The sequence below is a fragment of the Acidovorax sp. CCYZU-2555 genome, from assembly GCF_018413525.1.
GTDB lineage: Bacteria > Pseudomonadota > Gammaproteobacteria > Burkholderiales > Burkholderiaceae_C > Comamonas.
Window position 1 is genome coordinate 14,158 of record NZ_JAHCDD010000067.1, and the last position, 19,463, is coordinate 33,620.

20 protein-coding genes and 1 pseudogene are annotated in these 19,463 nt (G+C 65.5%); 16 read left to right on the top strand and 5 right to left on the bottom strand.

Going from position 1 to position 19,463, the window contains the following annotated elements:
* Positions 1 to 74: 74 nt before the first annotated feature.
* The 3 genes and pseudogenes from guaA to KHY18_RS20375 all read left to right on the top strand — a co-directional run bounded on the left by guaA (position 75) and on the right by KHY18_RS20375 (position 3,416).
* On the top strand, positions 75 to 1,691 hold the full coding sequence (gene guaA / locus KHY18_RS20365) for a glutamine-hydrolyzing GMP synthase (RefSeq protein ID WP_213304123.1): 1,617 nt from the start codon (positions 75 to 77) through the stop codon (positions 1,689 to 1,691).
* A gap of 105 nt (positions 1,692 to 1,796) precedes the next feature.
* Positions 1,797 to 1,928: pseudogene (locus KHY18_RS20370) on the top strand (DNA-binding protein); the annotation flags it as partial.
* A 201-nt stretch (positions 1,929 to 2,129) separates the two neighbouring features.
* Positions 2,130 to 3,416 carry a M16 family metallopeptidase gene (locus KHY18_RS20375; RefSeq protein WP_213304126.1) on the top strand — a complete coding sequence of 429 codons (1,287 nt, stop codon included), beginning with the start codon at positions 2,130 to 2,132 and terminating at the stop codon, positions 3,414 to 3,416.
* A gap of 31 nt (positions 3,417 to 3,447) precedes the next feature.
* Here the strand turns inward: KHY18_RS20375 and KHY18_RS20380 are convergent, their stop codons facing one another.
* A complete protein-coding gene (locus tag KHY18_RS20380; protein WP_213304128.1) occupies positions 3,448 to 4,230 on the bottom strand; it encodes a hypothetical protein in 783 nt (260 codons plus the stop codon).
* 544 nt (positions 4,231 to 4,774) lie between these two features.
* On the opposite strand from KHY18_RS20380, the gene KHY18_RS20385 reads away from it, so the two are divergent.
* The 5 genes from KHY18_RS20385 to KHY18_RS20405 all read left to right on the top strand — a co-directional run bounded on the left by KHY18_RS20385 (position 4,775) and on the right by KHY18_RS20405 (position 9,415).
* Complete coding sequence (locus tag KHY18_RS20385; protein ID WP_213304131.1) at positions 4,775 to 5,254, top strand: rhodanese-like domain-containing protein; 480 nt, start codon at positions 4,775 to 4,777, stop codon at positions 5,252 to 5,254.
* Positions 5,255 to 5,296: 42 nt separating this feature from the next.
* Positions 5,297 to 6,208 (top strand): serine O-acetyltransferase EpsC, encoded by a 912-nt coding sequence (gene epsC / locus KHY18_RS20390; protein ID WP_213304134.1) that lies wholly within the window; start codon positions 5,297 to 5,299, stop codon positions 6,206 to 6,208.
* Positions 6,205 to 6,474 (top strand): helix-turn-helix domain-containing protein, encoded by a 270-nt coding sequence (locus KHY18_RS20395; protein ID WP_213304136.1) that lies wholly within the window; start codon positions 6,205 to 6,207, stop codon positions 6,472 to 6,474. The genes epsC and KHY18_RS20395 overlap by 4 nt, the downstream gene beginning before the upstream one ends.
* A gap of 67 nt (positions 6,475 to 6,541) precedes the next feature.
* Positions 6,542 to 7,474: a family 2A encapsulin nanocompartment shell protein gene (locus KHY18_RS20400; RefSeq protein WP_213304138.1), complete on the top strand. Its 933-nt coding sequence runs from the start codon at positions 6,542 to 6,544 to the stop codon at positions 7,472 to 7,474.
* A 90-nt stretch (positions 7,475 to 7,564) separates the two neighbouring features.
* On the top strand, positions 7,565 to 9,415 hold the full coding sequence (locus KHY18_RS20405) for a family 2A encapsulin nanocompartment cargo protein cysteine desulfurase (protein WP_213304162.1): 1,851 nt from the start codon (positions 7,565 to 7,567) through the stop codon (positions 9,413 to 9,415).
* Positions 9,416 to 9,509: 94 nt separating this feature from the next.
* Here KHY18_RS20405 and KHY18_RS20410 read toward each other — a convergent pair whose 3' ends face one another.
* Both KHY18_RS20410 and KHY18_RS20415 read right to left on the bottom strand, forming a co-directional pair.
* Positions 9,510 to 9,884: a nucleotide pyrophosphohydrolase gene (locus KHY18_RS20410; RefSeq protein WP_213304140.1), complete on the bottom strand. Its 375-nt coding sequence runs from the start codon at positions 9,882 to 9,884 to the stop codon at positions 9,510 to 9,512.
* A gap of 11 nt (positions 9,885 to 9,895) precedes the next feature.
* Positions 9,896 to 10,798, bottom strand: coding sequence for a LysR family transcriptional regulator (locus KHY18_RS20415; protein ID WP_213304141.1), 903 nt, complete (start codon positions 10,796 to 10,798; stop codon positions 9,896 to 9,898).
* Between the two features lie 97 nt (positions 10,799 to 10,895).
* Between KHY18_RS20415 and KHY18_RS20420 the strand changes: the two genes are divergently transcribed.
* From KHY18_RS20420 to ogt, 8 genes are read left to right on the top strand one after another with little or no spacing between them, the layout of a single operon-like run.
* Positions 10,896 to 11,573 carry an RraA family protein gene (locus tag KHY18_RS20420; protein ID WP_249729261.1) on the top strand — a complete coding sequence of 226 codons (678 nt, stop codon included), beginning with the start codon at positions 10,896 to 10,898 and terminating at the stop codon, positions 11,571 to 11,573.
* On the top strand, positions 11,570 to 12,943 hold the full coding sequence (locus KHY18_RS20425) for an amidase (RefSeq protein WP_213304143.1): 1,374 nt from the start codon (positions 11,570 to 11,572) through the stop codon (positions 12,941 to 12,943). The genes KHY18_RS20420 and KHY18_RS20425 overlap by 4 nt, the downstream gene beginning before the upstream one ends.
* The gene (locus KHY18_RS20430) at positions 12,933 to 13,892 is read left to right on the top strand and encodes a Bug family tripartite tricarboxylate transporter substrate binding protein (protein WP_213304146.1); all 960 of its coding nucleotides are present in this window, start codon (positions 12,933 to 12,935) and stop codon (positions 13,890 to 13,892) included. The genes KHY18_RS20425 and KHY18_RS20430 overlap by 11 nt, the downstream gene beginning before the upstream one ends.
* On the top strand, positions 13,892 to 14,626 hold the full coding sequence (locus tag KHY18_RS20435) for an amino acid ABC transporter permease (RefSeq protein ID WP_213304148.1): 735 nt from the start codon (positions 13,892 to 13,894) through the stop codon (positions 14,624 to 14,626). The genes KHY18_RS20430 and KHY18_RS20435 overlap by 1 nt, the downstream gene beginning before the upstream one ends.
* Complete coding sequence (locus KHY18_RS20440) at positions 14,623 to 15,297, top strand: amino acid ABC transporter permease (RefSeq protein ID WP_502769370.1); 675 nt, start codon at positions 14,623 to 14,625, stop codon at positions 15,295 to 15,297. Before KHY18_RS20435 ends, KHY18_RS20440 begins: the two co-directional genes overlap by 4 nt.
* The gene (locus KHY18_RS20445; protein ID WP_213304151.1) at positions 15,281 to 16,009 is read left to right on the top strand and encodes an amino acid ABC transporter ATP-binding protein; all 729 of its coding nucleotides are present in this window, start codon (positions 15,281 to 15,283) and stop codon (positions 16,007 to 16,009) included. The genes KHY18_RS20440 and KHY18_RS20445 overlap by 17 nt, the downstream gene beginning before the upstream one ends.
* Before the next feature lie 35 nt (positions 16,010 to 16,044).
* Positions 16,045 to 16,848 (top strand): transporter substrate-binding domain-containing protein, encoded by an 804-nt coding sequence (locus KHY18_RS20450; protein WP_213304154.1) that lies wholly within the window; start codon positions 16,045 to 16,047, stop codon positions 16,846 to 16,848.
* A gap of 47 nt (positions 16,849 to 16,895) precedes the next feature.
* The gene (ogt, locus tag KHY18_RS20455) at positions 16,896 to 17,441 is read left to right on the top strand and encodes a methylated-DNA--[protein]-cysteine S-methyltransferase (protein ID WP_213304156.1); all 546 of its coding nucleotides are present in this window, start codon (positions 16,896 to 16,898) and stop codon (positions 17,439 to 17,441) included.
* Between the two features lie 94 nt (positions 17,442 to 17,535).
* Here the strand turns inward: ogt and KHY18_RS20460 are convergent, their stop codons facing one another.
* Together KHY18_RS20460 and KHY18_RS20465 are read right to left on the bottom strand one after the other, a co-directional pair.
* Positions 17,536 to 18,540: a Bug family tripartite tricarboxylate transporter substrate binding protein gene (locus tag KHY18_RS20460; protein WP_213304158.1), complete on the bottom strand. Its 1,005-nt coding sequence runs from the start codon at positions 18,538 to 18,540 to the stop codon at positions 17,536 to 17,538.
* Positions 18,541 to 18,567: 27 nt separating this feature from the next.
* On the bottom strand, positions 18,568 to 19,463 hold an 896-nt coding region (locus KHY18_RS20465; RefSeq protein ID WP_213304160.1), incomplete at its 5' end, for a CaiB/BaiF CoA transferase family protein.

Consider the following 19,463-nt stretch of genomic DNA (forward strand, 5'->3'; position numbering starts at 1 on the left):
AATCGGTTGATCGCCATCCAACGGCCCGATCCGCTGCGCAGGCAGGCAGGTCGGGCCTTGCCATTTTCCAGACCATGCAACACGACAAGATCCTCATCCTCGACTTCGGCTCCCAAGTCACCCAGCTGATTGCCCGCCGCGTGCGCGAAGCCCATGTCTACTGCGAAGTTCATCCTTGCGATGTGAGCAGCGACTGGGTGCGCGAGTTCGCCGCCGACGGCAAGCTCAAGGGTGTGATTCTTTCGGGCAGCCACGCCAGTGTCTACGAAGTCGACGACCGCGCGCCTGACGCCGTGTTCGAGCTGGACATCCCCGTGCTGGGCATCTGCTACGGCATGCAGACCATGGCGACCCAGCTGGGCGGCAAGGTCGAAGGCTCGAACAACCGCGAATTCGGCTACGCCGAAGTCCGCGCCCACGGCCATACCAATCTGCTCGAAGGCATCGAAGACTTCACCACGGCCGAAGGCCACGGCATGCTCAAGGTCTGGATGAGCCACGGCGACAAGGTGACCCAGCTGCCCGAAGGCTTCAAGGTCATGTGCTCGACGCCGTCGTGCCCCATCGCCGGCATGGCCGACGAATCGCGCCGCTACTACGCCGTGCAGTTCCACCCCGAAGTCACGCACACCGTGCAGGGCCAGGCCATGCTCAACCGTTTCGTGCGCGACATCTGCTGCGCCGCGCCGGACTGGATCATGGGCGACTACATCGAGGAAGCCGTTGCCAAGATCCGCGAACAGGTCGGTGACGAAGAAGTCATCCTGGGCCTGTCGGGCGGCGTCGATTCGTCCGTGGCCGCTGCGCTGATCCACCGCGCCATCGGCGACCAACTGACCTGCGTCTTCGTCGACCACGGCCTGCTGCGCCTGAACGAAGGCGACGCCGTCATGGAAATGTTCGAAGGCAAGCTGCACGCCAAGGTGGTGCGCGTCGATGCCGCTGAACTGTTCCTGGGCGAGCTGGCCGGCGTGTCCGAACCCGAACAAAAGCGCAAGATCATCGGCCGCCTGTTCGTCGACGTCTTCAAGGCCGAAGCCAGCAAGCTCAAGGCCGCGAACGCCGGCAGCAAGGGCGCGACTTTCCTGGCCCAGGGCACCATTTACCCCGACGTGATCGAGTCGGGCGGCGCCAAGAGCAAGAAGGCCGTGACCATCAAGAGCCACCACAATGTGGGCGGCCTGCCGGAACAGCTGGGTCTGAAGCTGCTCGAACCCCTGCGCGACCTGTTCAAGGACGAAGTCCGCGAACTGGGCGTGGCCCTGGGTCTGCCGCGCAACATGGTCTACCGCCACCCGTTCCCCGGTCCTGGCCTGGGTGTTCGCATCCTGGGTGAAGTGAAGAAGGAATACGCCGACCTGCTGCGCCGCGCCGATGCCATCTTCATCGAAGAACTCTACAACTTCGTCGACCCCGCCACGGGCAAGAACTGGTACGAGCTGACCAGCCAGGCCTTCACCGTGTTCCTGCCGGTCAAGAGCGTGGGCGTGATGGGCGACGGCCGCACCTACGACTACGTCGTGGCCCTGCGCGCCGTGCAGACCAGCGACTTCATGACCGCCGACTGGGCTGAACTGCCCTACGCGCTGCTGAAAAAAGTCTCCGGCCGCATCATCAACGAAGTCCGCGGCATCAACCGCGTGACCTACGACGTTTCGACCAAGCCGCCGGCGACGATCGAGTGGGAGTGATCCCCAGGTAGAGCGTTGCCGGGACTGACCGGAACGCAAGCCAGCAAAGCCCGCTTTACAGCGGGCTTTTTTGCGTCTTCAATCTAGGCACCGAGGACTAGCACAATGGAATACATCTTCACCCTGAAATACCAGCTTGCGGACGATGACCGTGACCCGGGTGCTTTGGTCGAGCGTCTGGGGCAAGCCGGTTGCGACGATGCCTGGGTCGGCATTGGTGGCGCGGGTCGCCCTGCAGGTCAACCTGGCCAAGGAGAGGCGGCGGTTATCGCGCTCGGTTTGCGCTGAGCTTGAGACCCTCGTTGGTTGAGTCCTCGGCCGAAATATGTTGCGCTCGTTGATGATAGAGTGACGCAGCTTTCCCGGTCTTCGAGACCATGATCGACTTTCGACAAATCAACAAAATTCTGCGCGGCAACTGAAGTGGCGCAATCCACCATGTTCCTGCACACCCTCCCGAACGGCGTTCGCCTGCTGGCCCTTCCCATGCCCCACGTGCAAAGTGTCAGCGTGGGCGTGTTCCTGCGCGTGGGCTCGCGCGACGAGACGCCGGCGACCAACGGCATCAGCCATGTGCTGGAACACATGGCGTTCAAGGGTACGGCCACGCGCAACGTGCAAGCGATCAACTTAGATGCGGAGCGCCTGGGCGCCGAGGTCAATGCCTTCACGGGCAAGGATACGACCGGCTACTTCATGACCGGGCTGGGCCGGCACGCGCCGCAGCTGCTGCGCATGACCGCCGACATCGTGCTGAACAGCACGTTTCCCGAGCACGAATTGCAGCGCGAGCTGGAAGTGATAAGGCAGGAGGCCATCGAGTACGCGGAAGACCCCGAAGACAGCGCCAGCGACCTGCTCGACCGCGCCATCTGGGGCGATGATCCCATGGGCATGCCCGTGATTGGCACGGTCGCCAACATCGAGGGCTTTACGCGGCAGGACCTGATGCGCCATGTGCAAAGCCACTACGTCGCGCAAAAGACGGTGGTGGTGGCGGCCGGCAATTTCGATGTGGATGCCTGGGTCGCGCTGGCCGGCGAATTGTTTGCCGCAATGCCGGCGTCGTCCGATGCGCGCCTGCTGGCGCCGCCGCAGCCTGCGAAGTATGTCGGCCAGGCCCTGGCGCAGCGCTTCACGCAGGTCTCGCAGGTGTTCGTCAACATCGCCTATCCCTTGATGCCGATCGAGCAGCAGGACGGGCCCGCGCAGCGCGCGCGCCTCGCGGCTTCGCTGGCGGCCTATCTGTTTGGCGAAGGCATGTCGTCGCCGCTGGTCGACAGCGTGCGCGAGCAGCTGGGTCTGGCGTATACGACCTATGCGACGCTGGAAAGCGCCGATGTCTGGGCCAACTTCATCGTGCATGCGGTCACCACCCCGGACAAGCTCGATGCGTTGCTGACGGCGACGGGTCGGCTGCTGCGTGCGCAAGCTGCCGGCATAGACCCCGTGCATCTGGAGCGGGCCAAGAACCAGCTGACCGTGTCCCGGGTGCGCGCCGCGGAGCGGCCTTTCGCCACGATGGAGCAGGCCGTCGAAGAGCTTTTCACCCAGGGCACCGTGATGCCCATGGCGCAGACGCTGGCGCTGATCGATGACATCAGCGCCGAGGAAGTGCGCCTGGTTTTCGAGCGCCTGCTGGCCCACCCGCCGGCCGTGGCCATCACCGGCAAGGGGGCCAGCGCCAAGACTGCACGGCAACTCGCGGGCTGCCTGGCCGGTTGAGCCGACGCCCGGAGCGGGCGGTTGGTGTGACCTACTTTTTGCTGCAGACGAAGCGGGCCACGCCCAGATAAAGGTCACCGCCAGGCAGCTGGGCCCTGTATCCCACGACCAGGCCGGGAACTGCGTCGCCCTGGTTGGCCAGCGCGACTGCCGCACCCTGGCCGTTGGCAAACATATGGCCGGTGACGGACATGGAGCCGGGATCCTCGATCTTTGTGGCCAGACTCACGCTGGCGCTCTGGCCGTCCGCGCGCACCTGCATAGTCCCCTCTACTGCGGCGCCGTTGGCGTCGAACGTGACCTGGGCCGATCCGCTGGGCGGGTCGACTTTCTGGCGGCTATCGGAAGCCCCGGTTGGCGTCGTCGCGGCGACCGACTTGCACTGCAGTTGGCCTTCGCGGGGCAGGGCCGCGAGGCGGTTGTAGACGATGTAGTGATACGACTCGTGATTCTTGCCCTGGAGCGTCACAGTGTTGGTGTCTCGGGTCAGCGTGCCTTTCACCCAGCGCCCCAGCGCAAAATGCGCGTCGCCGGCGATGTCCAGGGTCTGGTGCGCTCCTGACAAGGTCCTGGTCCCTATGCGGAGCATTGCGCCATTGTCTGCCTGCTCTGTGGGCACCGCAGACCCAAGCGACTGCTCGCCTTTGGAGAGCAAGATGGAGCGCGCGTTCTCGTTGCCTACAAACTTGGCCGACACGGAGCCGCCGGGGGCGATGCCCTTGTCTCCCGCAGCGGAAGGTGTGGGGTCGCCATCGCCGCCGCACGCTTGCAGCAGCCCCAGCACGGACAGAGAAAGAAGAATATGTTTGGTCATATATGCCTCACTCAATTGATTCGTGTTGAAAGATCGCCCTCAAAAAGCCATGCGCGCGTGCCGGAAATCAATTGCTTGTATTTCTGAACCATAAAAGGCCTCCTTTTTTTCCGCCAACCTGGTCGGTTCATGAAGCTTCAACCGCTGTTGCCTCCTCTGGAGAGGCGGGAATTCATCCACGGATTGCAATATTTTTGGATGAATGCCAGGTGATGGAAAAAGCGAAGGATTCATTGAAACGCACCAGAGTTCTTATTTTGTTGACTGGGGCGGATAACAAGCCGTCGTCAACAGGCTGATGGCATATAGGACGTTGGTGAAAATCAGGATAGGTATTTTTTCCGCAAGCATCGGCCGCGGAAGCTGGGCGATGTACCGCTCGGGAACAGCCGCGACTGCATGCGGTACAAGGCATTTCCCTTGCGCTTCTAAAGATAAATAAGTTGTTAAGAATCGATTTTTTAGTGTTTTGTCTTTTAAGGCGGTACTTATACATTGAGGTCTATCGCCACCAATGGCGACAGCAGATCAAGGAGTACAAGACATGTCAGTGGGAGTCGAAGAGATCAGTTTGCCGGTAGCTCTTGAGCAGGCACAGACTGAAGCCGCGGCGGCCGGGTGGCCCTATGCCGGCGGTGTGACGCCGCCCGTCGCCTGGGAGCTGGTGCAGCAGGGCAGTGCCGTGCTGGTCGATGTGCGTTCGGGCGAGGAGCGCAAGTTTGTCGGCCATGTGCCTGACAGCCTGCATGTGGCCTGGGCCTCGGGCACGGCGCTCACGCGCAATCCGCGCTTTGTGCGCGAACTCGAAGCCAAGGTCGCGGCGGCGGGCGGCAAGGAAGCGGTGGTGCTGCTGCTGTGCCGCAGCGGCAAGCGTTCGGCGCTGGCCGCGCAAGCCGCGGCCAAGGCGGGCTTCACGCATGTGTTCAATGTGCTCGAAGGCTTCGAAGGCGAGATCGACGCGCGCCAGCACCGCGGCGGCTCGGACGGCTGGCGTTTTCACGGCCTGCCCTGGGTGCAGGACTGACCCACCCATCTCAGCACAGCAAGAACCAACAGGGGAAGCCGAATGGCGAATTTCGAAGTGGGCGAGATCGTGCGCGCGCTGCGCGGCGTGCGCGACGAGTGGCGTGATCTGCAAAAGCGCTCGCGTGAGCCGGGCGGGCGCGAGTTTCCATCGCGCGACGCGCTCGGGCGCATTGTCGAGGGCCTCAAGGGCGCGTTGTTTCCCATGCGCCTGGGGCCTACCGACCTGCGCCACGAGAGCGAAGACTTCTATGTCGGCCATACGCTGGACGCCGCGCTGCAGGAGCTGCTGGGCCAGGCTCGGCTGGAGCTGAATTTCAATGCCCGGCATGCGTCGCTGCCGGCGCACGAGATCGAGGCCCAGGCCACCGAGGCCGTGCGCCAGTTCGCCAACGCGCTGCCCGCATTGCGCCGGCTGCTCGACTCCGATGTGCTCGCCGCCTACCAGGGCGATCCGGCCGCGCGCAGCGTCGATGAAGTGCTGCTGTGCTATCCGGGCGTGCTGGCGATGATCCACCACCGGCTCGCGCATGCGCTCTACAAGCTGGGGCTGCCGCTGCTGGCGCGCATCGTCGCCGAGCTGTCGCATGGGCAGACGGGCATAGACATCCATCCCGGGGCGGTGATAGGCGCGAGCTTCTTCATAGACCACGGCACGGGCGTCGTGATCGGCGAGACCGCGGTGATAGGCGAGCGCGTGCGTGTGTACCAGGCGGTGACGCTGGGCGCCAAGCGCTTTCCCATCGACAGCGAGGGGCAGCTGAAGAAGGGCTTGCCGCGCCATCCGGTGGTCGAAGACGAAGTGGTGATCTACGCGGGCGCGACCATCCTGGGCCGCGTCACGCTGGGCCGGGGCGCGACCATAGGCGGCAATGTGTGGATCACCGACGATGTCGCGCCCGGCGCCAGCGTCACGCAGGCCAGCCTGCAGAAAGCGCCACGGGGCGGCACATGAAAGCCTTTGTTCAGGATTTCGGCCTGGCGGTGCGGCAGCTGCGCGAAGGCCGCGGCTGGTCGCAGGAGCAACTGGCCGAGCGCTCCGATCTCAACCGCTCCTATGTGGGCGAGGTGGAGCGCGGCAGCGTGGTGCCGTCCATCGTCACCGCGCAAAAGCTGGCGCTGGCGCTGGGCGTCGATGGCGCCGGCCTGCTGGCGCGCTGCGAGCAGCTCGAGCAGTCGCGCGCGGCGCAACGCATCCGTTTGGCGTCTATAGCCTGTTGAAGGAAAACCCTGGGTCGGCGGACACTGCGTGCGAGTCCCTTTCCTTTCTTGATCTTCGGAGTTTTCCATGACCGCAACCGTCGGTGGTACCACCGCCCTGGGCGACCACGCCGCCCGCCAGTTAGCCAACGCCACCAAGACCGTCCCGCAACTCGAGACCATCAGCCCGCGCTGGCTGACGCACTTGCTGCAATGGGTGCCGGTGGAAGCGGGCATCTACCGCGTCAACAAGGTCAAGAACCCGGAGTCCATCCAGGTGGTCTGCACCGCCAAGGAAAGCGAAAACCAGCTGCCGCGCACCTTCGTCGATTACGAAGAGAATCCGCGCGAATACTTCCTGAACGCCGTCAGCACCGTGCTCGACGTGCACACGCGCATTTCCGATCTCTACAGCAGCCCGCACGACCAGATCAAAGAGCAGCTGCGCCTGACCATCGAGACGATCAAGGAAAACCAGGAAAGCGAACTGATCAACAACCCCGACTACGGCCTGCTGGCCCAGGTGACCGACGAGCAGCGCATTTTCCCGCTGACCGGCGCGCCCACGCCCGATGACCTGGACGAGCTGCTGACCAAGGTCTGGAAAGAGCCCGCGTTCTTCCTGGCCCACCCACTGGCGATCGCCGCGTTCGGCCGCGAAGCCACGCGCCGCGGCACGCCGCCGCCCACCGTGAGCCTGTTCGGCTCGCAGTTCATCACCTGGCGCGGCATTCCGCTGATCCCTTCGAACAAGGTGCCGGTGGCCGACGGCAAGAGCAAGATCCTGCTGCTGCGCGTGGGCGACAAGCGCCAGGGCGTGGTCGGCCTGTTCCAGCCCGGCCTGTCGGGCGAGCAGGGCCCGGGCCTGTCGGTGCGCTTCATGGGCATCAACAACCACGCGATCGCGTCGTACCTGATCTCGCTGTACTGCTCGCTCGCGGTGCTGACCAGCGATGCGCTGGCGGTGCTCGACGATGTCGAGATCGGCAAGTACCACGACTATCCCGATACCTACAAGTAAGACGCCGCGGTGAGCACACATTCCCTACCGTCGTCGCTCGCGGGCGAGGCACCGTTCGATCCGGACATCCTCGCGCGCCTGGCCAGCGCCATGTTCTCGGCGCTGCCGGGAACGCCGCCGTCGTCCATTCCGGGCGTGGCGAACGGCCTGGTGCCGGGAGCGCAGTTCCCGGCCAACATCGCGCCACCGGGCTCGCCGCTGGCCAGCCCGGCCGGATTCGGCCCCGGCGTGCCGGGCACGCCCATTCCTCAGGGGCAGATCCCGGGCGCCAATCTGCTGCCCGCATCGCCCACTCAGTTGCCATCTCTCGCCAATCGCGCTCCGGCCCTGTTGCCGCATGCGGTCGCGGGCAATGGCGTGCCCGATACGGTGTACACCGTGGCGCCGGCCTTCGAGCCGCGCTCGGGCAGCTCCGTGCTGGGCGTGCCCCAGCAGGTGAATGCGCCCGTGGCGCCGCAGTCTGCGGCCGCCGCCTCGCCGTTTTACTTCCTGAACAGCGGCTACGGCCATCCGTCGGCGTCGGCATCGGTGCCCGCGCAGTTGCCCGTGGAGCGGCCTGCGCCGCCGGCCGCGCTGCCGGTGCAGCCGCCCGCAGCGCCTTCGGCGGACCCGAAGTTCTACTTCGTCGATGCCGTGGTGCTGCCCAGCGGCTATGTGACGCCGGCCAAGCCGTCGCCGCATGGCGCGGCGCCCTTGGCCACCGAAGGCCAGCGCCAGCCGTTCGATGTGAACGCCGTGCGCCGCGACTTTCCCATCCTGCAGGAGCGTGTGAACGGCAAGCAGCTGGTCTGGTTCGACAATGCCGCGACCACGCACAAGCCGCAGTCGGTGATCGATCGCATCGCGCACTTCTATGCGCACGAGAACTCGAACATCCACCGCGCGGCGCATGAGCTCGCGGCGCGCGCCACCGACGCCTACGAAGGCGCACGCGAGCGCGTCAAGAAGTTCATCAATGCGCCCGACGTGAACGAAGTCATCTTTGTGCGCGGCACGACCGAGGCCATCAATCTGGTGGCCAAGAGCTGGGGCGGCCAGCATGTGGGCGAGGGCGACGAGATCATCGTCAGCAACCTGGAACACCACGCCAACATCGTGCCCTGGCAGCAGCTCGCTGCGGCCAAGGGCGCGAAGCTGCGCGTGATTCCGGTCGACGACTCGGGCCAGGTGCTGCTCGACGAGTACCGCAAGCTGCTCAACGACCGCACCAAGATCGTCGCCGTGACGCAGGTATCGAACGCGCTGGGCACCGTGGTGCCCGTCAAGCAGATCGTCGAACTCGCGCACCGCGCGGGTGCCAAGGCCCTGGTCGACGGCGCGCAATCGATCTCGCACATGCGCGTCGACGTGCAGGACATAGGCGCCGACTTCTTCGTCTTCTCCGGCCACAAGGTGTTCGGCCCGACGGGCATAGGCGTGGTCTGGGGCAAGCGTGAAGTGCTCGAGGACATGCCTCCCTGGCAGGGCGGCGGCAACATGATTGCCGACGTGACTTTCGAGAAGACCGTGTTCCAGCCTATCCCGAACAAGTTCGAGGCCGGCACGGGCAACATCGCCGACGCGGTGGGCCTGGGCGCGGCGATCGACTATGTCAACAGGGTCGGCATAGAGAACATCGCGCGCTACGAGCACGAGCTGCTGGTCTACGGCATGGCGCAGCTGCGCACCATTGCCGGCGTGCGCCTGATCGGCACGGCAGACGACAAGGCCAGCGTGATGTCCTTCCTGCTCGACGGCTACAGCACCGAGGAAGTCGGCCAGGCGCTGAACGACGAAGGCATTGCCGTGCGCACGGGCCACCACTGCGCTCAGCCCATTCTGCGGCGCTTCGGCGTCGAGACCACGGTACGGCCTTCGCTGGCGTTCTACAACACTTTCGACGAGATCGATCGTCTGGTGGCGGTGGTGCGACGGCTCGCGGGGCAGCGGCGCGCGGGCTAGACCGCTGCCGAACTTATCCGGGGCGCAAGCCTCCTGAGCCCGCCTTGCAGCGGGCTTTTTTACGTCTTCGGTCGGCCGGGCGCACGACGCAGGGTCATGACTTTGGCAACTGGTCGTATTTGGTGCTCACGCCGCGCGCGGCATCGACCGGGTATTTGGCGGCGTTGATGACCAGCTTGCTGGCAATGGCGGCATTGAGATCGACGCCCAGCACATCGGCCAGGCGAATGAGATAAAGAGCGACATCGGCGAGTTCGTCGCTCACTGCCTGGGCCGTTGTCGGTGCAGAGGCCGCGCCGTGCGAGTCGGCTTCCGTCATCCACTGGAAGATCTCGGTCAACTCGCCGACTTCGCCGGAAAGCGCCATGACCAGGTTCTTGGGCGAGTGGAATTGCCGCCAGTTGCGGTCGTCTGCAAATTGCCGCAGCGCCTGCTTTGCGCCGTCTACGTCGATCAAAGTCTTGTTCATGTTCTGCAGTTTCAAGGATTCACAAAGAACCCGATGGCCTTGAGATTGCGCTCCGCGATTTCGAGAAACCGGGTTGTCGTATCGCTGCGATGGTGCACCAGATACGAGAAGTAATAGGGCACGTCGGGCACTTCGGGCTTGGCGCGCAGCAGCTGCAGGGTCTGGGCTTCAACATGCTTGCGCGTGATCGATGCGGGCAGCATCGCGATGGCATGGCCCGACACCACCAGCGAGACCATCAGCGACAGCGAATTGCAGCTGCTGAATTCGTCGAATGCGTAGCCGTCGGTGACCAGCCAGCGGGCCACGGAGTCGTGCAGCGTGGACGGCGGCGCGTTGCTGACGATGCGGTGGCCCATCGCCTGCTCGGGCAGGAAGTCGGTGTCCGGCGGGAACAGGCCGGGCGCGGCCACCCACTGGTGGCGCGTGAGGCCTATGAACTGGCTGGTCACATCGGGCTGGCTGCTCTGGCCGGTGTGCAGCGCGATGTCGAGTTCGTGGTTGTTGATCTTCTGCAGCAGTTGCGAGCCGCCGCCCACCGTCAGGTCCACGCGCAGGTTGGGGTAGGTGTCCTTGATGTCCTTGAGGATCAGCGGCATGCCGGTGATCGCGCAGGACTCGTCGACGCCCACGCGCACCAGGCCGGTGATGGTGCGCGTCAGGTCCAGCCGCGCGACTTCCTGGGCCGAGGCGATCACGCGCTCGGCATAGACCAGCACGTTGCGGCCCTGGTCGGTGACGATGAGCCGCTGGTTGTGCCGCTCGAACAGCTGCGTGGAAAGTTCTTCTTCGAGATCGCGAATGCGATGCGATATGGCGGGCTGCGTGAGATGCAACTGCCGGGCCGCCGCATGGACCGTGCCCAGGCGCGCCGTCCAGACAAAGGCTTCCAACTGATTTAGGGTAAACCGCATGATGAAAAAACTGTATTAGCGATCCGCAGAATTGATCAATATCCATGCCAGGTCGGCTTGCCTAGCATCAGTTCATTCAACTTTGAGGATAACTGAGATGACAGGCATACATCTGGGCACCATGCCGCCGCCATGCGACGCGGCCCTGCTGGAATTGTTGCGGCAGGTCGAGCCCGCGACCATCGGCCATTTCCATGACCGGGGTTTCCTGCATGGCGGCATCAAGGCGATGACGACCTTGGCGCCTGTGGCGCGCATCGTGGGCACGGCGGTGACCGTGCGCTGCGAAGGCACCGATGGCTCCATCCTGCACCATGCGCTGGGTCAGCTGCGCCCCAACGATTTCCTGGTGGTGGACCGTGCGGGCGACCATACGGTGGCCTGCATAGGCGGCGCGAGCGTGCTGGCCGCGCAACTGCGCGGCGCCGCGGGCATCGTGGTCGACGGCTGTGTCACCGACATCGCCGAGCTGCGCGAACTGGGGCTGGCCGTGTGGGCCAGCGGTCTGAGCGCACGCACCACGCGTTCGGGCGGGCAGGTGGGCAGTTTCTGCGCGCCGGTGGATTGCGGCGGCGTGCGCGTGCACCCGGGCGATGTGATCCTGGCGGATGAGAACGGCCTGCTGGTCATGGCGCCGGCCGAAGCCCGGGCGCTGGCCGAAAAGGCCTTGGCGCTGCAGAGCGCGGAGCAACTGACGCTGGCGCGGCTGCGCGCGGGCGAAACCTATCCCGAAGTGCTGGGCACCCGGCTGTCGGTCAGCGAGGTGGCAGCATGAGCGGGCACAAGACACCTGCGGCGTTCGCCTCCATCGCCCAGTTGGGTGCGGATCTGCGCAGCGGCCGCACCACCTGCACCGCGCTGGTGCGCGACTGCCTCGAACGCATTGGCACTTACGACGGCGTCTTCAAGAGCTTTATCGCCGTCTACGCATCGGAAGCGCTGGCCGCGGCGCAGCGTCTGGACGCGGAGCTGCGCGCCGGCCATGACCGCGGCGCGCTGCACGGCATTCCCGTGGCGCTCAAGGACCTGGTGGACCTTGAGGGCAAGCCGACGACTGCGGGCTCGCCGCTGCTGGCAAACAACATCGCCACGCAGGACGCGGCCATCGTGGAACGCATCAACGCATTGGGCGGCATCATCATCGGCAAGACCCACATGGTGCAGTTCGCGCTGGGCGCCTGGGGCACGAATTCGCACATGGACACGCCGCGCAATCCCGCGGGCCAGGCCGCCGACACGCTGGTGCCCGGCGGCTCGAGCAGCGGCTCGGCCGTGGCCGTGGCCGCGCATCTCGTGCCCTGGTCCATAGGCTCGGACACGGGCGGTTCGGTGCGCGTGCCGGCGGCGTTCTGCGGCGTCGTGGGCTTCAAGCCGACGATCGATGCGCTGCCGCGCGGCGGCGTCTATGCACTGAGCAAGACGCTCGACAGCCTGGGCCTGTTCGCCACTTCGGTGGACGATGCCCGGCTTTGCTTCGACGCGCTGGTGGGCGCCGAAGGCGCGGCCGCTGGCGGCGCCGCTCGCATCGGCGTGCTGGCGCCCGACGAGTTGACGGGCCTGGAACCCGCCGTCGCGCAAAGCCTGGCAGACAGTCTTGCGCAACTGCAGGCCGCGGGCCATGAGCTGGTGCCGTTTCGCTTTCCCGCGCCGCTGGCCGAGTTCAGGGCGCCGACCAACGCGATCATGATCGCCGAGGGCGCGGCCGTGAACGACGCGTTTCTTGACGACCCGTCGCTGCCCATGGACCCGTCGGTGCGCCCGCGCTTCATCGCCGCGCGCTCGACCACGGCCGTGCAGTACCTGCAGGCCCAGGCCACGGCTTTGCTGTGGCAGCAGCAGTTTGCCCAGGAGATGGACCGGCTGCAGCTCGCGGCGATCGCCATGCCCGTCACGGCCATGGCCGCGCCGCGCGCGCAGGAGGTGGACCATGACCTGGCCCCGGTGCACTTCAGCCGACCCGTCAACTTTCTCGCGCTGTCCGGCATCTCCTTGCCTGCCGGGCAGGACGACGATGCGCGCCCTATAGGCCTGCAGCTCGTGGGCCGTGCGGGCGACGACCACGCGCTGCTGGCACTGGCCGCGGTCGTGGCCGATGCGATTTCTTGTGCCCCTGTTCTTCCTCTGGAGGTGTGCGATGCGCCGTAATTTCTGTTGTGCTTTTCTTCTGGCCCTGGCACTGCCCTATGCGGCGGCGCAGGACTACCCTTCGAAGCCCGTCAAGCTGATCGTGCCATTCCCGCCGGGCGGCAGCGTCGATCTGGTCGCTCGCCTGATCGGCAAGAGCCTGCAGGACGAACTCAAGCAGCCTTTCCTGGTGGAGAACAAGCCCGGGGCCTCGGGCAACATCGGCGCGGGCCAGGTCGCGAAGTCGCCGGCCGACGGCTATACGCTGCTGGTGGGCAGTGCGGGCGTGTTCGCCGCCAACCAGTATCTGTATGCCAACCCGCCGTTCGATCCGCTCACGGCCTTCGTGCCGATCATGCGCATCGTCGACCAGCCCAATCTGCTGGTGGTGTCGGGCAACTCGCCCATCCACAGCGTGCGTGAACTGATCGCCGCGGCCAAGGCCCAGCCCGGCAAGCTGACGTTCGGCAGCGCGAGCGTGGGCTCGGCCCAGCATTTCGCCACCGAAGTGTTCAAGCAGCAGACCGGTGTGGACCTGCTGCATGTGCCCTACAAGGGCGGCGCGCCAGCGCTGACCGACCTGATGGGCGGGCAGATCGACATGCTGTTCGACACCTCGCCCACGGCCTTGCCCTATGCCAAGAGCGGCAAGCTGCGCGCGCTGGCCATCACCAGCGCCCAGCGTTCGCCGCTGCTGCCCGATGTGCCGACGATGAAGGAGGCGGGCCTGCCGAACTACGAAGTCGTGACCTGGACCGGCATTGCCGCGCCCGCGGGCACGCCCGCGGCCGTCGTCAACCGCATCAACGCGGCGCTGAAGACCGCGCTCAAGGGCCCGCTGGGCCAGCAGCTGGCCGATGCGGCGCTGATTCCGGTCGGCGATTCGCCAGAAGCCTTCCGCGCTTTCCTGCACAAGGACGCCGCCAACTACAGCCGCCTGGTGAAGTCGGCCAACATCAGCCTGCAGTGATGAGCCGCTACACCCTCGACTTCAGCCCCTTGCTGGGCTACTGGGATGTGTTCCTCCACGGCGCGTTGCTGACGCTGCAGATGACCGCGTTGGCGGTGGTCGCGGGCGTCGCCGTGGGGGTGCTCGTGGCCTTCGGCAAGCGCGGGCGCAACCGCGCGCTGGCCTGGGCTTGCACGGTGTACATCGAGATCGTGCGCAACACGCCGTTCCTGGTGCAGATCTTCCTGTTCTATTTCGGCCTGGCGAGTTTCGGCGTGCGCATGCCCACGTTCACCGCGGCGGTGCTGGCGATGATCATCAACATCGCGGCCTACGCTGCCGAGATCATCCGCGCCGGGCTGGAGGCTGTGCCGCGCGGGCAGATCGAGGCCGCCGAGTGCCTGGGGCTGCCGCGCTGGCGCATAGGCTGGCATGTGATGCTGCAGCCGTCGATCGAGAAGGTGTATCCGGCGCTGACCAGCCAGTTCCTGCTGATGATGCAGGCCTCGGCCATGGCCTCGCAGATTTCCGCGCAGGAGCTGACGGCCATCGCCAACACGGTGCAGTCGGATACCTTCCGCTCGCTCGAGACCTATCTCGTCGTCGCCGCGCTGTACATCGTGCTGTCGCTGTTCATCAAGGGGCTGTCGGCGCTGCTGGGCCGCGCTGTTTTCCGGCGCAGCCGCGTGGTGAACCAGGCCCATCGATTGAGCCGAAGCACCCCGGCGGTTGCTACCGCAGGAGGCGCAGCATGACGCCGCTCGAAACCGGCCTGTTCGGCAACTTCACGGCCGTGCATCTGGCCTATCTGTTCAAGTCCATAGGCTGGACGCTGTTGCTGTCGCTGCTGGCCTTCGCGCTGGGGGCGGTCGGTGGCTTCGGCGTGATGCTGGCGCGCATCTCGCCGCGGCGCTGGCTGCGCGGCCTGGCCATGGTCTACATCGAAGGCATACAGGGCATTCCGCTGCTGATATTGCTGTTCATCGTGTACTACGGGCTGTCGCTCTACGGCTATTCGCTGCCGGCGCTCGTCGCTGCGGGCCTGGCGATGATGCTGTACGTGAGCGCCTATCTGGGCGACATCTGGCGCGGCTGCATAGATGCCATGCCCAAGCCGCAGTGGGAAGCCGCCGAGTGCCTGGCGCTCACGCGCTGGCAGACGCTGCGCCTGGTGATCGTGCCCCAGGCCCTGCGCCTGTCGCTGCCGCCCACCGTGGGCTTTCTGGTGCAGATCATCAAGATGACTTCGCTGGCCTCGGTCATAGGCTTTGTCGAGCTCACGCGCGCCGGCCAGGTCATCAACAACACCATCTTCCAGCCCTTCCTGATCTTCAGTCTGGTCGGCGCTTTCTATTTCGTCCTGTGTTATCCGCTTTCGCGCTGGAGCGAAGCCATGGAGAGGAAGCTCAATGTCGCCCATCGTTAGCCTGCGCGAAGTCCACAAGACTTTCGGCGCCAACCCCGTTCTCAAGGGCGTGTCCTTCGAAGTCAACAAGGGCGAGATGATCGCCATCATCGGCGCCAGCGGCTCGGGCAAGAGCACCGCGCTGCGCTGCATGGACCGCCTCGAAACCATAGACAGCGGCAGCATCGAAGTCGCGGGAATCCGCGTCGACGACCCGGCGGTGGATCTCAAGCAACTGCGCCGCGAAGTCGGCATCGTGTTCCAGAGCTACAACCTGTTTCCGCATCTCACGGTGGAGGCCAACATCATGCTGGCGCTGCGCCATGTGAAGCGCCAGACGCGCGATCAGGCGCGCGCGACCGCGCTGCAGGTGCTCGAAAAAGTCGGGCTGCGCGCCAAGGCCGACGCCTATCCCGAACAGCTGTCGGGCGGCCAGCAGCAGCGCGTGGCCATCGCGCGTTCGCTGGCCATGGCGCCCAAGGTGATGCTGTTCGACGAAGTCACTTCGGCGCTCGATCCGCAGCTCACCGGCGAAGTGCTGCGCGTGATGGAAGACCTCGCGGCCGGCGGCATGACCATGCTGCTCGTGACCCATGAGATGGCCTTCGCGCGCCGCGTCGCCGATCGCATCATCTTCATGCACCAGGGCAAGGTCTGGGAGACCGGCCCGGGCGAGATGCTGGACCAGCCGCGCACGCCCGAACTGCGCGCCTTTCTCGATAACGGCCTCTGACTTTTCCCTTCCTCCACTTCCTGAAAGACAACGCCATGATCCTGCACCGCTCCCTGTTGCGCACCACCTTCGCCGCCGCGCTGCTGGCCTGTACGGCCCATGCGGCCCAGGCCGATCAACTCGACGACATCCGCAAATCCGGCAAGCTGCGCGTGGCCGTGGCCATAGGCATTCCGCTGTTCAGCTTCACCGACGCCGCGATGGAGCCCACGGGCTCGGACGTGGAAACCGCGCGCGAACTGGCCAGGGGCCTGGGCGTCAAGCTGGAAGTGGTGCCCGTGACCACGGCGGCGCGCATTTCCACGCTGCAGGCGCGCCGCGCCGACATGACGATTTCGGTGATGTCCATTACCGAAGAGCGCGCCAAGGTCGTGGACTTTTCCGTGCCCTATGCGGCGATCACCATCATCACCGCCGCGCCCAAGGATGTGAAGATCGCAGGCTACGCCGATCTCGCGGGCAAGCGCATAGGCCTCACGCGCGCCACCACCAACGACACGCTCACGACCAAGGAAGCCAAGGGCGCGGAGATCATGCGCTACGAAGACGACGCCACGCTGATCACGTCGGCCGTGACCGGCCAGGTCAACATCTTTTCGGCCACGCCCTCGACCATGGACGAGATCAACCGGCGCGCGCCGGGCAAGAACTTCGAGATCAAGTTCTCGCAGCTCGATTCGCCATTGGGCATCGCGCTGAACAAGGGCGAGCCGCGGCTCAAGGAATGGGTGGACCGCTGGGTCGCCGCCAATCTGGAAAGCGGCAAGCTCAACCAGATCTACAAGAAGTACCACGGGCGCGACATGCCCAATGTGGTCGTGAAGACTGCGCAGAACTGACGGGCAGCGATCCTCTACGATGTGCGGATATGCCCACGTATCCCATCATGTCCGCACTGAATTTTCAGCTGGAAAAATTCTCCACTCCGATAGGCCAGATGCTGCTGGTCAGCGACGAGCAGCAGCAGGTGCGCGCCGTCGACTGGCAGGACTATGAGGCGCGCATGCAGCTGTTGATGCGCCGCCAATACAAAGGGATTGCGGTGTCGCTGCGCGATGCCGCCCAGGCGTCGCCGGCGCGGCGCATCCTGGAGGCCTATTTCGCCGGCGACCTCAGCGGCATAGACAGCATTGAGGTGGCCCTGGGCGGCACCGATTTCCAGCGCCAGGTGTGGCTGGGTTTGCGCGGCATTGCCGCGGGCCAGGTGCTCAGCTATGGCGATTTCGCGCAGCGTCTGGGCCGGCCATCGGCGAGCCGCGCCGTGGGCCTGGCCAATGGCGCCAACCCCATCAGCGTCGTGCTGCCCTGCCACCGCGTCATTGGCCGCAATGCGTCGCTGACCGGCTATGGCGGCGGGCTGCAGCGCAAGCGCTGGCTGCTCGAACATGAGAACGCGATTCAACCGCTGTCGCAGACCCTGCCAGGATTCTGAAGGCGCGCGCGGCCAGGCCATGAAAAAACCCCGGCAAGCAGGGCTGGCCGGGGTTTCGTGATGTGCAGGCCCTGCCAGCGCAAGGCATTGCGCTTTACAGCGCCGAGATGTTCTTGTCCTTGGCGATCTTGCTCCAGCGCGTGTAGTCGGTCGCAAGGCGCTTGCGCATGGTTTCTGCGTCCTGGTAGCTGGCGACGGCGCCAGCGCCGATCAACTTCTTTTGCAGTTCGGGGTCGGCCAGGATCACCTTGAGCTCGGCGTTCAGGCGGTCGACGATTGCGCGCGGCGTGCCCAGCGGAGCGACCAGGCCGCCCCAGGTGTCGGCGTCGAAGCCCGCAAAGCCTTGCTCGGCCACCGACTTGATGCCCGGCAGCAGCAGCTTGGCCTTGTTCGAGCTGCCCGCGATGGCGCGCAGCTTGCCGGCCTGGATATGGGGCAGGGCGGCGACGACGTCGGCGAACATCACGGGAATCTGGCCGCCGATCAGGTCGGTCACGGCCGGCGCGCTGCCGCGGTAGGGGATGTGCTGCATCTGGAAGCCGCCCAGGTCCTTGAGCTGTTCCATCGACAGATGGCCGAAGCTGCCCGTACCCGAGCTTGTGTAGTTCAGCGGCGTTTCCGACGCCTTGGCGTGGGCGATCAGCTGCTGCAGGTTGGTGACGTCGGGCAGCACGCGCGGGTTGATCACGATGGCCATGGGCAGGTCATAGACCGTGGCCACGGGCAGGAAGTCCTTGCGCACGTCGTAGGCGTTGTTGTTGAACAGCAGCGGCGCGAGCAGCGCGGGCATGCCGAACATCGACAGGTTGTAGCCGTCGGCGGGCGACTTGATGAACGCGGCCGTGCCGATGGAGCCCGATGCGCCGGGACGGTTCTCGACGATCATGGTCTGGCCCAGGCGTTCGCTGAGCTTTTGCGCGACGATGCGTGCAGCCGTGTCGGTGGGGCCGCCCGGTGGGAAGGCGACGACGATCTTCACGAGCTTGTTGGGCCAGGCCGGGTCGGCGGCGAAGCTGGTGCCGGCGGCGAGGGTCAGCGCGCTGGCGGCGCCGGCCGTGAGCAGATGGCGGCGATTGAGGGAAGCTTGTGGCTTGTGCATATCTTGTCTCCGGTAAAAAACTTGTACTTAGATGATGTTGCTCGCGCGCAGCGCGGCAATGGCGTCGGGCGCCATTCCGAGTTGCTCGCGGAGCACGGCGTCGGTGTGTTCGCCCAGATGCGGCGGCGGCAGGCGCACCGGCAGGCGTTCGCCGTCCATGGCGTAAGGCGGGGCGAGCACGGCCTGGTGGCCGGCTTCGGTGTCTTCATAGCGGTGCAGCAGGCCTGCGTCCTGCGTGCGCTCCGATTGCAGCGCGTCGAGCAGGCCCAGCACTTCGCCGCAGGGAATCTGCGCGGCCGTGAGCTGGGCCAGCAGCTGGGCACGCGGTTTCTGGCGCAGCGCGGCGTGGATCAGCGGCATCAGCACATGGCGGTGGGCCGAGCGCGCGGTGTTGGTCGCAAAGCGCTCGTCGGTCGCCCATTCGGGCTGGCCGATGATCTCGTTGCAAAAGCGCTGGAACTGGCCGTTGTTGCCCACGGTGATCACCAGCGGGCCGTCGGCGGCTTCGAACACGCCGTAGGGCACGATCGACGGATGGGCATTGCCGAACTTCGGCGGATCGCCGTCCTTGAGCAGCGCTTCCATGCCGTAGTAGCTGGTGATCATCAGGCCGCAGTCGTAGAGCGCCATCTGCACATGGCGTCCCTTGCCCGTGCTGTGGCGCTCGTACAGCGCGGCGAGAATCGCCTGGGCCGAGTACATGCCGGTGAACATGTCCACTGCGGCCACGCCGAACTTGAGCGGGCCCTGGCCTTCGTCGCCGTTCATTGCCATCAGACCCGCTTCGCCTTGCACCACGAGGTCGTAGCCTGGACGCTTGGCTTCGGCGCCCGAGCGCGAGTAGCCGGAGATCGAGCAGTAGACGAGGCGCGGGTTGATGTCGCTGAGCTGCTCATAGCCCAGGCCCAGCTTCTCGGCGCCGC